Source organism: Rhodococcus sp. W8901, assembly GCF_013348805.1.
Classification (GTDB): Bacteria; Actinomycetota; Actinomycetes; order Mycobacteriales; family Mycobacteriaceae; genus Prescottella.
Map to the genome: position 1 here is coordinate 5,194,716 of NZ_CP054690.1, position 13,752 is coordinate 5,208,467.

13 protein-coding genes are annotated in these 13,752 nt (G+C 68.3%); 4 read left to right on the top strand and 9 right to left on the bottom strand.

Translation table 11 applies throughout. The features are described 5' to 3' along the window. Window positions 1-38: 38 nt before the first annotated feature. From HUN07_RS24285 to HUN07_RS24300, 4 genes are all read left to right on the top strand, one after another. A complete protein-coding gene (locus HUN07_RS24285) occupies window positions 39-272 on the top strand; it encodes a hypothetical protein (RefSeq protein ID WP_174913537.1) in 234 nt (77 codons plus the stop codon). Window positions 273-311: 39 nt separating this feature from the next. After that, complete coding sequence (locus HUN07_RS24290; protein WP_174913540.1) at window positions 312-1,244, top strand: PaaI family thioesterase; 933 nt, start codon at window positions 312-314, stop codon at window positions 1,242-1,244. 93 nt (window positions 1,245-1,337) lie between these two features. After that, window positions 1,338-2,258 carry an intradiol ring-cleavage dioxygenase gene (locus tag HUN07_RS24295; RefSeq protein ID WP_174913542.1) on the top strand — a complete coding sequence of 307 codons (921 nt, stop codon included), beginning with the start codon at window positions 1,338-1,340 and terminating at the stop codon, window positions 2,256-2,258. A gap of 62 nt (window positions 2,259-2,320) precedes the next feature. Then, complete coding sequence (locus tag HUN07_RS24300; RefSeq protein ID WP_174913545.1) at window positions 2,321-4,279, top strand: M13 family metallopeptidase; 1,959 nt, start codon at window positions 2,321-2,323, stop codon at window positions 4,277-4,279. Window positions 4,280-4,343: 64 nt separating this feature from the next. Here HUN07_RS24300 and HUN07_RS24305 read toward each other — a convergent pair whose 3' ends face one another. From HUN07_RS24305 to HUN07_RS24345, 9 genes are all read right to left on the bottom strand, one after another. Then, the gene (locus HUN07_RS24305) at window positions 4,344-4,670 is read right to left on the bottom strand and encodes a YnfA family protein (RefSeq protein ID WP_174913547.1); all 327 of its coding nucleotides are present in this window, start codon (window positions 4,668-4,670) and stop codon (window positions 4,344-4,346) included. A gap of 22 nt (window positions 4,671-4,692) precedes the next feature. Next, window positions 4,693-5,787, bottom strand: coding sequence for an ABC transporter ATP-binding protein (locus HUN07_RS24310; protein ID WP_114722076.1), 1,095 nt, complete (start codon window positions 5,785-5,787; stop codon window positions 4,693-4,695). A gap of 21 nt (window positions 5,788-5,808) precedes the next feature. Continuing rightward, window positions 5,809-7,140 carry an ABC transporter substrate-binding protein gene (locus HUN07_RS24315; protein ID WP_174913550.1) on the bottom strand — a complete coding sequence of 444 codons (1,332 nt, stop codon included), beginning with the start codon at window positions 7,138-7,140 and terminating at the stop codon, window positions 5,809-5,811. A gap of 36 nt (window positions 7,141-7,176) precedes the next feature. Next, complete coding sequence (locus tag HUN07_RS24320) at window positions 7,177-8,079, bottom strand: carbohydrate ABC transporter permease (RefSeq protein ID WP_441346787.1); 903 nt, start codon at window positions 8,077-8,079, stop codon at window positions 7,177-7,179. Beyond that, the gene (locus HUN07_RS24325; protein ID WP_174913552.1) at window positions 8,076-9,008 is read right to left on the bottom strand and encodes a carbohydrate ABC transporter permease; all 933 of its coding nucleotides are present in this window, start codon (window positions 9,006-9,008) and stop codon (window positions 8,076-8,078) included. Before HUN07_RS24325 ends, HUN07_RS24320 begins: the two co-directional genes overlap by 4 nt. 150 nt (window positions 9,009-9,158) lie before the next feature. Beyond that, window positions 9,159-10,181 (bottom strand): L,D-transpeptidase, encoded by a 1,023-nt coding sequence (locus HUN07_RS24330; protein WP_174913555.1) that lies wholly within the window; start codon window positions 10,179-10,181, stop codon window positions 9,159-9,161. A 113-nt stretch (window positions 10,182-10,294) separates the two neighbouring features. Then, on the bottom strand, window positions 10,295-11,986 hold the full coding sequence (locus HUN07_RS24335; RefSeq protein WP_174913558.1) for an FAD-dependent oxidoreductase: 1,692 nt from the start codon (window positions 11,984-11,986) through the stop codon (window positions 10,295-10,297). Between the two features lie 132 nt (window positions 11,987-12,118). Further along, entirely contained in the window at window positions 12,119-12,325 is a 207-nt protein-coding gene (locus tag HUN07_RS24340; protein ID WP_114722081.1) for a dodecin, read from the bottom strand. Window positions 12,326-12,338: 13 nt separating this feature from the next. Then, window positions 12,339-13,487, bottom strand: a complete 1,149-nt coding sequence (locus HUN07_RS24345; RefSeq protein WP_254623049.1) for a serine hydrolase domain-containing protein — start codon at window positions 13,485-13,487, stop codon at window positions 12,339-12,341. Between the last annotated feature and the right edge of the window lie 265 nt (window positions 13,488-13,752).

Genomic DNA, 13,752 nt, shown 5'->3' on the forward strand with positions numbered 1-13,752 from the left:
ACGGTCCCACATGCCTCCGGCCTGGTTACGAGGAGGGCATGACACCGGTGGCCCGCACCACCCACCTCGATCTCGAGACCGGGACCGGCATCACCACCGGCGAGGTCTGGGACTCGGCGGGGCAGGAGACGCACTACGGCCCGGCGGCCACCCTCACCGTCACGTCCGAGGTGGTCCGGGCGGGACGGCGTCTGGCCCTGATCGAAACCCGGCTCACGACGCCCGACGGCAGCCTGCTCGTGTCGGCTCGCGCGAGCGCGCAGGTGGGATAGCGGTTCGGCGCCGTCGAGCGTTGGTGGTACACAGGACCGATGACCGCGACAGCCGACGACCTCCACACCCGCAAGCCCGCCCCCGAGCGGGTCGACCGGCTCAACCTGTTCATGGGAGTCGGGGCGCGGGAGATCCGGCCCGGGCATCTCGTGCTTGCCCAGGAAGTCGGCGCCCGCTTTCACGACCACCGCGGGCAGACGATTCTCGGCTCGGTCGGTGTGCTCGCCGACGCCTGCCCCGGCGGCGCGCTGGGCAACTCGATGCCCTCCGACGCCGGCATGGTGCTCTCGCAGATCTCCGCGACGCTGGCCACGCCGATGCCGGCCCACGGAATGGTCGTCTCGACCGGTGACGTCGTCAACCTCGACGTCGACGCCGGCATCGGACTCGCGGCCGGCGCCATGCGCGACGGCGACGGCAACACCGTCGCCGTCCTGCAGTCGCGCGGCGTCTTCGTCACGCGCCCCCGCGCGAACGCCGACGCGGTGCTGAGCGGCGAACGCCTCCCCGTGCCCGCATCCGAGCCGTGCGCGGCACCGGACGAACTGGCCGGACGTGCCGGCCTGGACATCGTCGACGGCATCGCATCGGAGCGGATCGCGCGCGGCCCCCTCGCCGGGCTGCTCGACGTCCGCCTCACCGATGTCGAGCGGGGCAGCCTCACCGCGACGTTCGCGCCGCGGGACTGGATGAGCAACTACCTGGGTTCGATCCAGGGCGGCATCCTGATCACCGCGGCCGACCTGGTCAACGGCCTTGTCGCCCAGACTCTCACCGCGATCGACCAGCAGTACCGGATCCTGGACCTGCGCATCGACTTCGTCCGCTCCCCCGCCACCGACGGCCCCGACATCCGGGCCGAGGCGGAGGTAGTCCGCGCCGGGCGACGGCTGGCGCTCATCGAGTCCCGGCTGGTCGACGACTCGGGCCACGTCCTGATCCGGGCCGCCGCGAGCGCGCAGCTGCTGTAACGCTCACAGCCGACTCCCAGCTGGTATCCAGCCTCACGGCAGTCGTCCGACGCACGATGATCCTCGAAGCAACCGCAGCGAGGAGGATCTCGAGTGAACAAAGACGTGGAACTGAGCCGCCAACGGATCAGCCGGCGACGGGCGCTCGCCCTGGGCGGGACGATCAGCCTGGGCGGGCTGATCGCCGCGTGCAGTAACGGCGGCGGCTCCGGCTCCTCTGCCACCGCCCCCGCGACCGCTGCCGCGTCGGGCGGCACTGTCGACGCCCAGTTGCTGGCGCTGCTCGACCAGGCACCGCGGTGCGTCATGGCGGTCGAGGAGACGCAGGGCCCGTACTGGTTCGACGTCGACTCCATCCGCAACGACATCCGTGAGGACCGTCCCGGTCTGGAGCTGAACCTCGCGATGCGCGTCCAGGATCTGACGAACTGCAGCCCGGACGGCAGTGCGACCGGTGTCGCGAACGCCGTCGTCGAGATCTGGCACTGCGACGCCGGCGGCGTCTACTCCGGTTTCGAGTCCGGCTCGCAGGCCGCCAACCAGGGCGGCGGCATGGGTGGCGGCATGGGTGGCGGCATGGGCCGGCCGCCGCAGGGCGGCCCGGGCGGCGGTATGGGCATGGGCGGTTCCGGCGAGACGTCCGACGGCTCGTACAGCGTCGGCGACCAGGAGGCCACCACCACCGACGACGGCACCTACCTGCGCGGCGCCCAGACCACCGATGCCGACGGGATCGTCAAGTTCACGACCGTCTTCCCCGGCTGGTACACGGGCCGGACCGTGCACATCCACCTCAAGGTGCACATCGACAAGAAAACGGTGCTCACCACCCAGCTGTTCTTCGACGACACCTTCACCGACGAGATCCTCTCCACCGTCTCGCCGTACACCGACCACACCGGTCGCGACACCCGCAACGCCTCCGACGGCATCTTCGACGAGGCCGGTCTGATGGCCACGTCGCGGCAGTCCGATCGGGTCCTCGCCGCGATCAACCTCGGTATCGACGCCTGATCCCCTCGCCCCGCCTCCGGCAGGACCGGCCACGCGCTCGCGGTCGGTGTAAAGATGGAGCGATGACGACTGCGCAGCATTCCGGCATCGACCTCACCCATCTCGACCCGGGCACCCGCCCGCAGGACGACCTGTTCGTGCACGTCAACGGCAAGTGGCTGGACGAGTACGAGATCCCCGCCGACCGGGCGGTGGACGGCGCGTTCCGCACGCTGTACGACAAGGCGGAGGAGGACGTGCGGACGCTGATCCAGGAGGCGTCCGCGTCCGGCGCGGCGCCCGGCACCGACGCGCAGAAGATCGGTGACCTGTACTCGAGCTTCATGGACGCCGACGCCGCCGAGGCGGCCGGGATCGCCCCGATCGCCGACGAACTGGCCTCCGTCGCGAACGCCGCGAACCTGAGCGAGCTCGCCGGGATCGTCGGACGCCTGCAGCGCACGGGTGTCGGCGGCGCGATCGGCCAGTACGTCGACACCGATGCCAAGAACTCGGCCCGCTACCTGGTGCACTTCACACAGTCCGGGATCGGGTTGCCCGACGAGTCGTACTACCGCGAGGACAACTACGCCGAGGTGCGCGACGCGTACCGCGCGCACATCCGGAAGATGTTCGAACTCGCCGGTGTCGAGTACGACGCGCAGCGCGTCTTCGACCTCGAGACCAAGCTCGCGGCCGGACACTGGGACGTCGTCAAGCGCCGCGACGCCGAGCTCAGCTACAACCTCGTCACGCGCGGCGACCTGCAGTCCCGGCACGGCGGATTCGACTGGGCCGCCTGGTTTTCCGGCCTCGAGGCCACCCCCGAGCAGCTGGCCGAGATCGTCGTCCGCCAGCCCAGCTTCGTCGAGGCGCTCACCGAGCTGTGGACGTCGCAGCCGATCGAGGACTGGAAGGCGTGGGCCACGTGGCGCGTCCTGCACTCGCGGGCCCCGTACCTGACCGAGGCCATCGTGGCGGAGGACTTCGCGTTCTACGGCAAGACGCTCAGCGGCACGCAGGAGAATCGTGAGCGTTGGAAGCGCGGCGTCTCGCTGGTACAGGACCTCCTCGGCGAGGCGGTCGGCAAGCTGTACGTCGAGCGGCACTTCCCGCCGGAGTCCAAGGCCCGGATGCAGGAGTTGGTCGCGAACCTGCAGGAGGCGTACCGCCGCAACATCTCCGACCTCGAGTGGATGAGCCCGCAGACCCGGCAGGCCGCGCTGGCGAAGCTCGAGAAGTTCACCCCGAAGATCGGCTACCCGGACAAGTGGCGGGACTACTCGGCCGTCGAGATCGACCCGGCGGATCTGGTGGGCAACTATCGCAGCGGGTACGCCGCGGACCACGACCGCGACATCGCCAAGCTCGGCGGCCCCGTGGACCGCGACGAGTGGTTCATGACGCCGCAGACGGTCAACGCGTACTACAACCCGGGCATGAACGAGATCGTCTTCCCCGCAGCGATTCTGCAGCCGCCGTTCTTCGACGCCGACGCCGACGACGCCGCCAACTACGGTGGCATCGGCGCCGTCATCGGACACGAGATCGGCCACGGCTTCGACGACCAGGGCGCCAAGTACGACGGCGACGGCAACATGGTCGACTGGTGGACCGACGACGACCGCACCGAGTTCGGCAAGCGCACCAAGGCACTCATCGAGCAGTACAACGAGTTCGAGCCCAAGGACCTGCCCGGCCATCACGTCAACGGCGAGTTCACGATCGGCGAGAACATCGGCGACCTCGGCGGTCTGTCGATCGCGCTCGCGGCCTACCGGATCGCGACCGAGGGCGCCGACGCCCCCGTGCTCGACGAGCTCACCGGCCTGCAGCGCGTGTTCTTCGGCTGGGCGCAGGTGTGGCGGACCAAGGCCCGCAACGAGGAAGCGATCCGACGGCTGGCCGTCGATCCGCACTCGCCGCCGGAGTTCCGCTGCAACGGCGTGATCCGCAACCTGGACAGCTTCCACGAGGCGTTCGACGTCAAGCCCGGTGACGAGCTGTACCTGGATCCGGACAAGCGCGTCAATATCTGGTAGGCGGCTTCGCCGCCTGTGCGCCTTTCTGGTGGACCGACCAGAAAGGCGCACGGGCGCGCAGCGGCTACCGCGCGTACATGATCACGCCGACGCCGCACAGGCAGATCGCCGCGCCGATGATGTCGTACCGGTCGGGGCGGAACCCGTCCATCACCACCGCCCACAGCAGCGACCCGGCGACGAACACGCCGCCGTATGCGGCCAGGATGCGCCCGAAGTTGGCGTCGGGCTGCAGCGTCGCGACGAGTCCGTAGATGCCGAGCGCCACCATGCCGGCGCCCACCCACAACCAGCCGCGATGCTCGCGGATCCCCTGCCACACCAGCCAGGCGCCGCCGATCTCGAACAGCGCGGCCAGGACGAACAGCAGGATCGAACGGGTCACGGTCATGGGACGGATTATGCGCGAGCCGTCAGCGCAGCCGCTCGCCCGAGTACGCCGAGAAGAACCGGATCTCGTCGAGCTTCGGCAGCAGATGCAGCCGCTCGCCGGCGCTCACCGACACCTTCCGGTCCACGCGGACGACGACCCGTCCGCCCTTGCTGGACCAGGTCTCGTCAGTGGGGTCGGCGTTCACCGCGTGGACGAACGATTCGGCGCCGAGTTCCTCGAACAACTCCGCGACCACCGTGAGCGAGCCCTTGCGCCACTCCCCCACCAGGGTCCACGACTCCGGGCGCACCCCGACGACGACGCGGTCCTCCCCGCGCGCCGACGCCGGCAGCGGCACGCGCAGATCCCCGAGCACCGCGGTGGTCCCCTCGACCGGCGCCTCGAGCAGACTCATCCCGGGTGATCCGATGAAACCGGCGACGAACGTGTTGACCGGATCGTCGTACAGCTCGCGCGGGCGGGCGATCTGCTGCAGTCGGCCGTCGCACATCACCGCCACCCGATCGCCCATCGTCATCGCCTCGACCTGGTCGTGGGTGACGTAGACGGTCGTCGTACCCAGCCGGCGCTGCAGCCCGGAGATCTGGGCGCGGGTGCTCACCCGGAGCTTCGCGTCGAGATTGGACAGCGGCTCGTCCATGCAGAACACCGCCGGGTGCCGGACGATCGCCCGCCCCATCGCGACGCGCTGCCGCTGCCCGCCCGACAGCTTGGCGGGCTTGCGGCCCAGCAGCGGCTCGAGTTCGAGCATCCGCGCGGCTTCGAGGACGCGCGCGGTGCGCTCGGTCTTGTTCACCCCGGCGTTGCGCAGCGCGAAGCCCATGTTCTCGGCGACGGTCATGTTCGGGTAGAGCGCATAGTTCTGGAAGACCATGGCGACATCGCGCGCTTTCGGCGCCAGCCCCGTCACGTCCGCACCGCCGATGCGGATGTGGCCCGTCTCGACGGATTCGAGACCGGCGAGCATCCGCAGGCTCGTGGATTTTCCGCACCCGGACGGTCCGACGAGGACGACGAACTCGCCGTCGGCGATGTCGAGGTCGAGTCGGTCCACTGCGGGCCGCTCGCCGCCCGGGTAGCGGTGGGTGACCGCCGAGAACTGCACGTGTGCCATGGTCTTCCTTCTGTCGTCCTGCTACTGGGGCAGCTTCGGGGCGATCTGCCGGTCGATCGTCTGCTGCAGCTGCGCTGCGACGGACGCGAACGTGGACTTCACGTCGGCGTTCTGCAGCGCGATCTGCTCGAGTCCGGTGCCGATGACCTGGTCGCCACCCGGGACGAACACGCGGGCGTAGTCCTGCGACCGCGTGTGCGCCAACTGTTCGACGGCCGTGCGCGAGTTGGGGTTCGCATCCAGGAACGCCTTCATCGACGGCTCCTCCACGGACGACTTGCGCACCGGCATGTAGCCGACGTTCTGCGAGAAGTACGCCGTGTTCTCGGTGTTGGTGATGAAGTCGATGAACTTCAGCGCGTTCTTCTTCCGGTCGTCGGAGATGCGCGACGGGATCGCCAGCCCGGCACCGCCCGTGGGGCAGCCGGGTCGGCCGTCGGACGCCGGCAGGAACGCGGTGCCGAAGTCGAACGCCGCGGTCTTCTTGATGCCCGACAGGTCACCGGTCGACGCGATCGTCGAGGCGAGGATCCCGGCGGCGAACTCGTTCGCGATGTCACTCGACACCGCTGCATACTTCTTGCCGAAGACCATGTCGCGCAGGAAGTTCCCGGCCTCGATCGTCCTGGGATCGTCGAACTTCAGCGTCCACTGATCGGAGTAGGCACCACCGAAGGTCCAGATCGGGCCCTCGTACGTCCAGCCCAGGTAGTTCTTGGCGTCACCCCACCCGTGCGCGAGCTTGCCGCCACCCACCACACGCTGCAGTTCGGGGCCCCACTGGTCGAACTCCTGCCACGTCGCGGGACCGCGGTCGGGCAGCCCGGCCTGCGACCAGATCTGCTTGTTGTAGTAGAAGATCGGGGTGGAACGGGCGTACGGCAGCGCGTAGTGCTTGCCCTGGAACAGGTAGTCGGCGAGCAGCGAGTCGACGTAGTCGGACGTGTTCACACCCACCTCGCCGAACAGCGGATCGAGCGGCTCGATCGCCCCGGTCAGCGCGTAGTTGAACCACCAGACGTCGGACAGCACGACGACGTCCGGAAGCGCACCGCCCGACAGTGCGGCGTTGAACTTCTGCGAGACCTCCTCGTAGTTCTTGCCGCCGTCCACGAGATCGACCTTCAGGTCGGGGTACTTCGCCTCGAAGCGCTTGATCAGTTCCCGCTCCACGTCCTGCGACTTGCCGGGATGGTTGGACCAGAACGTGATCGTGTTCGTCCCGCCCGACCCGGACGCGCTCGAATCCGACGAGCCGGAACCCGATCCCGAACCCGCGCACGCGGTGAGGGCGGCCCCGGCCGCGAGTGCCCCGGTCAGTCCGAGGAATCCGCGACGGTTGATGTGTGCCATGTCTTCGTGCCTTTCCATGCCTGGTCCGAAATGTCGTCAGCCCTTGACCGCACCGGAGGTGAGGCCCTTGATCATGTGTCGTTGCAGCAGAAGGAAGATCACGAGGATCGGCAGCATGGCCAGCACGGTGGCGGCCATGACCGGTCCCCAGTTGGTGAGCCCGTCGTTGTTCTGCAGCTGGGTCAGCCCGATCGGCAGCGGGGCGACCGAGGCGTCGTCGGACATGAGGAACGGCCAGAGATACTCGTTCCACTCGTTGACGACGGTGATGATCGCGAACGCGACCATCGTCGGCCCCGACACCGGCAGCACCACCCGCCACAGCAACCGGATGTGCCCCGCGCCGTCCATCCGCGCCGCCTCGATGATCTCCGACGGAATCGACAGGAAGTGGTTGCGCATCAGGAACGTCCCGAAGGCGACGCCGGCGAGGGGAACGATGATGCCCTGGAAGGTGTTCCGCCACCCCCACTCCGCGACCAGCGCGTAGTTCGAGATCACCGTGATCTGGTTGGGCACCATGAGCGCCGCGATGATCGCCAGGAACACGAAGTTCTTACCCGGGAACCGCAGGAACACCAGCCCGTACGCGCTGAGGACACCGAGCACGAACTTGATCGCCGCCAGCGCGGTCGTGATGATCACCGAGTTGCGCAGGAACGTCGTGAACGGCACCGACGTGAGCGCCTCCCGGTAGTTCTCGGGATGGAACGTGCTGGGCCACCACGTGACCGGCTGGGTGTAGATGTCCGGCCGTTCCTTGAACGACGTCATGACGATCCAGAACAGTGGCAGCGCCACCATGACGAGTGCACACACCATCGCCGCGTACCCGAGGGAGGTCAGCGCGCGTTCGCGACGACGCTGTGCCCGCGCGGCCGGGGCGACGATCTCCGTCGGCAGCGACGGGGCGACCACATGCTCCTCGAGCGCGGTCACGACCGCTCACCCCGATCCATCACGCGCACCTGGTAGACGGTGACGGCGAGCAGGACGAGGAACATGACGGTCGCGACGGTCGCACCGTAACCGGCCCGGAAGTTGCGGAACGACTCGTTGTAGACCTGGTAGACCATCGTGGTCGTTCCGGTCCCGAGCGGGCCTCCGCGGGTCATCACGTTGATGATGTCGAACACCTGCAGGGAATTGAGCATCACCGTGATCGACAGGAAGAAGGTGGTGGGTCGCAACTGGGGCAACAGGACTCGGCGGAATCGGGTCCATCCGCTCGCGCCGTCGATCTCGGCGGCCTCCGACAGCTCGGGACGAAGGCCCTGCAGCGCGGCCAGGTAGATGACGAACGTGTAGCCGAGGTTCTTCCACATGTACGTGACCGTCACCATGAACAGCGCCCAGCCGGGCTCCTGGTAGAAGTCCGGCACCGAGGTGAACCCGATGCGGTGCAGCAGGTCCTGGACGAGGCCGAAGTTGGGATCGAACACGAACTGGAACGCGACGCCGATCGCGGCACCCGAGATCACGAACGGCGCGAAGATCGCCGAGCGAACCAGGTTGCGCCCCAAGAGCTTGCGGTCGAGCAGCAGCGCCAGCGCCAGGCCGAGCACCATCGATCCGACCACCGTCGCCAGGGTGAACACGACCGTGTTGGTGACGATCTGCCAGGTGTCGTCGCGGCTCCACCATTCCCGGTAGTTCTCGAACCCGATGAAGGTCGCCACCGGATCCGAGATGTTCCAGTCGAAGAACGAGAGCCGGATGTTGTCCATCAGTGGCCGGTACGTGAACACCGCCAGCAGCACCAGGTTGGGTCCCACCAGGACCGCGAAGAGTGCGTAGTCACGCCACGGGCGGCCGAGCAGTCCGCGGCCCGGTGGCTGCGGCAGGGTTCTCTCCGGACTCGATGTCACCGCAGCAGTGTTACCGCCGACTGCGAATGGCCGGTGAATGCGCGCGAGATGGGATCTGAACGTCGTGCGGCGATCGGAATCGCAACTATTTGCGCACGAAAAAGGCGCTGCGCGAGTGGTTCTCGCGCAGCGCCTTCGGGTCCGGTCGGGTCAGCGGTTCCAGTCACCCAGTCCGTCGCTGCCACTGAGGATGCCGCCGGCGGTGTTCTGCACGATCACCGGGTCACCCTTCTTCGCGTTCTCGTAGAACCACTTGCCGTCCTCGGTGCTGACGTTGAGGCAGCCGTGGCTGACATTGCTGTGTCCCTGCTGTTGCACCGACCACGGCGCCGCGTGAACGAAGATGCCGCTGTAGGAGATTCGGGTCGCGTACTCGACGTACGTGCGGTAGCCCTCGGGGGCGTCGATCGGCACACCGTACGTGGACGAGTCCATGTACATGTCGCGGAACTTCTCGCCCACGATGTACGTGCCGTTCGGCGTCTCGTGACCGGGCTTGCCGAGCGACGTCGGCATCGTCTTGACCACCTCACCGTTGCGGGTGACGGTGATCTGCTTGGTGTTGTCGTCCGCGACGGTGACCAGGGCGTCGCCGATCGAGAACGTCGAGTGCGAATCACCGGCGTCGACGCTCACCTGGATGTTCGCCGGCCAGAACTGTTCCGGCTTCCACCGCACCTGGCTGTCGTTGATCCAGTAGAAGTGTCCGGCAACCGGCGGATTCGTGGTGACCCGGATGGCCCGCTCGGCGACGGCGCGGTCGCCGACGGCCTCGTTGAACCGGATGATGATCGGTTGCGCGATGCCCACCACCTCACCCGGTGCGGGATTGAGCGACGGCGCCGAGAAGTCCGCCGGGCCGATCGGGGCGACGGCGGGCGTGGCCGGCATGAGCGAGCCCGGGGGCAGCACCGCCCGCACCTCCGGCGGCAGGTCGAATCCGGGCGGGAGCTGCAGAGGCGGCGTCGGGATCTGGGGCAGCTCCACCCGCGGCAGCTCGAAGGTCGGCATCTGGAAGCCCGGGATCTCGGGTCCGCCGGGGAACAGCGGCGCGGCCTGCGCCGGCCCCACCAGCACGGCACCTGCCGCGGTGGCTCCGACGACGAGGGCTGCGGCGCGGGCGAACCAGCGCCGGGTCCTCGAACCGTGTCCTGCGATCGACTTCCCGGTCATGCGCCCATCCCCTCGTTCGACGACACCGTGTCACGGGCGCCACCGCGATCGGCGGACGCCCGATACATCTTATTTAGACATATCGGGCGGTCACCGACAACACCGACCCGCCGTCAGCCGGCCGCACCCTCGCCGCGGGCGGCGTCGAGCATCGCGGCCAGGTCGACGATCTTGGTGCGGGAACGTCCGCTCTCCGATCCGAGCGCGCGCTCCTTCTTGTCGATGCGCTGCCAGCCCTGGAAGTCGATGACATCGGGCTGGCGCCCGCCGATCAGCTCACCGAGCTGCTCGCGGTCGCCGCCGGGCTGCCCGAGCAGTCCGGCAGAGAAGTCCGACACCAGCATCTCCACGGTGGCCGCTGAGCAGTGCTTGTTGGTGCCGATGACGCCGGTGGGTCCGCGCTTGATCCAGCCCGCGACGTAGACGCCGGGGATCGGCGTACCGGTCTCCGGGTCGATGACGCGACCGTTCTCGTTCGGAACGACGCCGCGGCGCTCGTCGAACGGCAGGTCGGCGACGGGCAGGCCCTTGTAGCCGATGGACCGCAGCACCAGACCGGTCGACAGTGTCTCGGTCCGGTCGGTCGCGTGCGCGGACAGCTTGCCGGCATCGTCGGCGACCAGTTCGTTGCGCACCAGGCGCAACTCCTCGACACGGCCGTCGCCGCTGATCTCCGCGGGCGAGGCCAGGTAGCGCAGCACGATCCGCTTGCGACCGTCGGAGGTGGTCCGCTTCGCGAACTCCTCGACCTGACGCACCTTCAGCTTCTCGGACGGCTCGGAGTCCGGCCCGTCGACCCACGCCCGGCTGGCGGCGTCCAGGATCGCCTCGTCCGGGTCCACGACGATGTCGACGTCGGCCATCTGGCCGAGCGCGATCAGCTCGGGGTTGGTGTACGCGGCCTGCGCGGGTCCACGACGGCCGACGATGACGACCTCGCGAATGTTGCTGTGCCGCAGCGCCTCCACGGCATGCTCCGCCATGTCTGTCTTGGCCAGCTCGTCCGGATCGGTGACGAGGATGCGGGCGACGTCCAGCGCGACGTTGCCGTTGCCGATGATGACCGCACGCTCACCCGACAGGTCGAACGTGTGGTTCGCGTAGTCGGGGTGGCCGTTGTACCAGGCGACGAACTCGGTGGCGGCGTGCGAACCGGGCAGGTCCTCACCGGGGACCCCGAGACGACGGTCGCTGGCCGCGCCCACCGCGTAGATGACGGCGTGGTGGTGCGCGAGGAGTTCGTCGTGGCTGACGTGCTGCCCGACCTCGACGTTGAAATGGCACTGCACGGTGCGCTTGCTCATCGCCGACCGGAAGACGTCCGCGACACCTTTGGTGCCCGGATGGTCGGGAGCGACGCCGGCACGGACGAGGCCGTAGGGGGTGGGCAGGCGGTCGAACATGTCGACCTCGACGCGCGGGCGGGCGGTGAGTTCGATCGCGGCGTAGCAGGCGGCGGGACCGGAACCGACGATCGCGACGCGCAGCGTCCCCAGCGCGGGGTCCAGCGGCTTGGGCTGGGTCAGCTCCGGCCAGTCCGGACCGATGGGGTGCTTCTCGAAGTACGCGGCGTTGATCTCCGGGTACAGCGCGTGCGCCTCGCTGAGCTCGTTCTCACCGAAGATCGCGTCGACGGGGCACTCGTCGACACACGCGCCGCAGTCGATGCACGTCTGCGGATCGATGTAGAGCATCTCCGTCGTGGCGAACTCCGGCTCGTCCGGAGTCGGATGAATGCAGTTGACGGGACAGACGTCCACACACGATGCGTCGTTGCAGCATGCCTGCGTAATCACATAAGCCACAGTTCTTCCCTACCTGTGAGTGCCCGGACCGAAATCTCTCGATCTCGACCCAAGACTATAACGTGTTTCAGTTTGGGTCGAGGCTCCGTTGTACCGGAAAACGATCGGGCGTGCCCCCGGGGTCGCTCGAGTTCATTCCAGCCGGAAACCGACCTTGAGCGTCACCTGCGTGTGCGCGACGACCCCGCCCTCGATGTGACCGCGGGTCTCGACGACCTCGAACCATTCGAGATTGCGCATCGTCTCGTGCGCGCGACCGACGGCGTTCGCGATCGCCGCGTCGACACCGTCGGGCGACGATCCGACGATCTCGATCACCCGGTAGACGTGATTGCTCATCGCCAGTCCTCCTTCACGAACGCATGATCGCCTGTGCCTCGGCGCCCAGCTTGGCCAGTCGCAGATCTCCGAGCGCGGAGACCGCGTTGCCGAGTCTGTTGGTCACGAACGCCAAGGCCAGACCGGTCTCGGGGTCCGCGTACGCGCCCGATCCGCCCACCCCGTAGTGACCGAGGCCGCGGGTGGGCTGCGTGCGACTGGCCAGGATCGGAGGGTGGTAGCCCAGGCGCCAGCCGAGCTTGACGCCGAGCACGTAGTCGCGGTCCCGGGTCTGCACGGCCCCCATCTGTTCGAGGGTCTCGGGCTTCAGGAACCGGGCGCCGTCGATGACGCCTCCGTTCGCGATGGCCGCGTACATCCGGGCGAGGGATCGGGCGCTGAACACGCCGTTCCATCCGGGCATGACGGCGTCGTGCACCGCGGGGTTCCGCACGAGCTCGTCGAAGCCGTCCGGCATCGCGGCCTCGGCGAGTCCCCGCAGGGGACCCACCCGGGACAGGACCGACGCCGTGAGCTGCCAGTCCAGTCCGCCGGGGTTGATGTGCGGGAACAGCTTCGCGATCCGCGGCCTCTGGGCCTGCGGGACCTGGTACCAGAACTCGTCGATCCCGAGGGGTTCGGCGATCTCCTCGCGGACGATGTCGACGAACGGTTTGCCGGTGGCGCGCGAGACCGTCTCCGCGACCAGCCATCCGAACGTCACGGCGTGGTAGCCGGGCCCGCGCAGACGACGCGGATCCGGTGCCGCCGCGGCGAGTGCCTCGACGACGGTGTCGTAGTCGAGCAGACCGAGGCGGCCGGGCACCAGTCCACGGACCTTGTGCAGACCGGTGCGGTGGGTCAGCACGTCGCGGATGGTGATCGCTTCCTTACCCGCCGCCGCGAACTCCGGCCAGTACGTGGCGACGGGGGCGTCGTAGTCGACGATGCCCCGCTCGGCCAACCGGTGCGTGACCGTGCTCGCGACACCCTTGCCGGTGGAGAAGGACAGCGAGACGGTGTCCCGGTTCCAGCGACGATCCCGGTCCGCGTAGCCGGCCCAGATGTCGAGGACCTTCTCGCCGTGCACGTAGGCGACCAGCGCACCGCCACCGTTGTGGGGCTGGCGGTACATCGAGAAGAAGCGGTCGGCGAGCGGCAGGAACCGCGGGTCCACCACCATCTCGGTGCGTGCGTGCGCGGTTGCCGGCGTGCCTGCCGCCGGCGCCACCGGGACGCGTTCGGGGGCTCCCGCCGCCGCGCGCGATCCGCTTCCACGCTCCATCTGGATCGTCATCGCGACCTCCGATCCCACTCCTCACACCATTGTGATTGGCGCAGCCTACGGGCGGAAGAGGCCGCCGCGCGGAGAAACAGACATTCGAGATAAGCGGGGCTCGAAAACGTCCTGGTCAAACGCTCGAATTGGTCCATATCTGCTGTCCTCA

Coding starts and splice junctions, on each gene's coding strand:
- HUN07_RS24305 (WP_174913547.1), bottom strand. CDS start 4,670: ATGACCGTGACCCGTTCGATCCTGCTGTTCGTCCTGGCCGCGCTGTTC.
- HUN07_RS24300 (WP_174913545.1), top strand. CDS start 2,321: ATGACGACTGCGCAGCATTCCGGCATCGACCTCACCCATCTCGACCCG.
- HUN07_RS24310 (WP_114722076.1), bottom strand. CDS start 5,787: ATGGCACACGTGCAGTTCTCGGCGGTCACCCACCGCTACCCGGGCGGC.
- HUN07_RS24330 (WP_174913555.1), bottom strand. CDS start 10,181: ATGACCGGGAAGTCGATCGCAGGACACGGTTCGAGGACCCGGCGCTGG.
- HUN07_RS24340 (WP_114722081.1), bottom strand. CDS start 12,325: ATGAGCAATCACGTCTACCGGGTGATCGAGATCGTCGGATCGTCGCCC.
- HUN07_RS24290 (WP_174913540.1), top strand. CDS start 312: ATGACCGCGACAGCCGACGACCTCCACACCCGCAAGCCCGCCCCCGAG.
- HUN07_RS24315 (WP_174913550.1), bottom strand. CDS start 7,140: ATGGCACACATCAACCGTCGCGGATTCCTCGGACTGACCGGGGCACTC.
- HUN07_RS24285 (WP_174913537.1), top strand. CDS start 39: ATGACACCGGTGGCCCGCACCACCCACCTCGATCTCGAGACCGGGACC.
- HUN07_RS24345 (WP_254623049.1), bottom strand. CDS start 13,487: ATGGTGGTGGACCCGCGGTTCCTGCCGCTCGCCGACCGCTTCTTCTCG.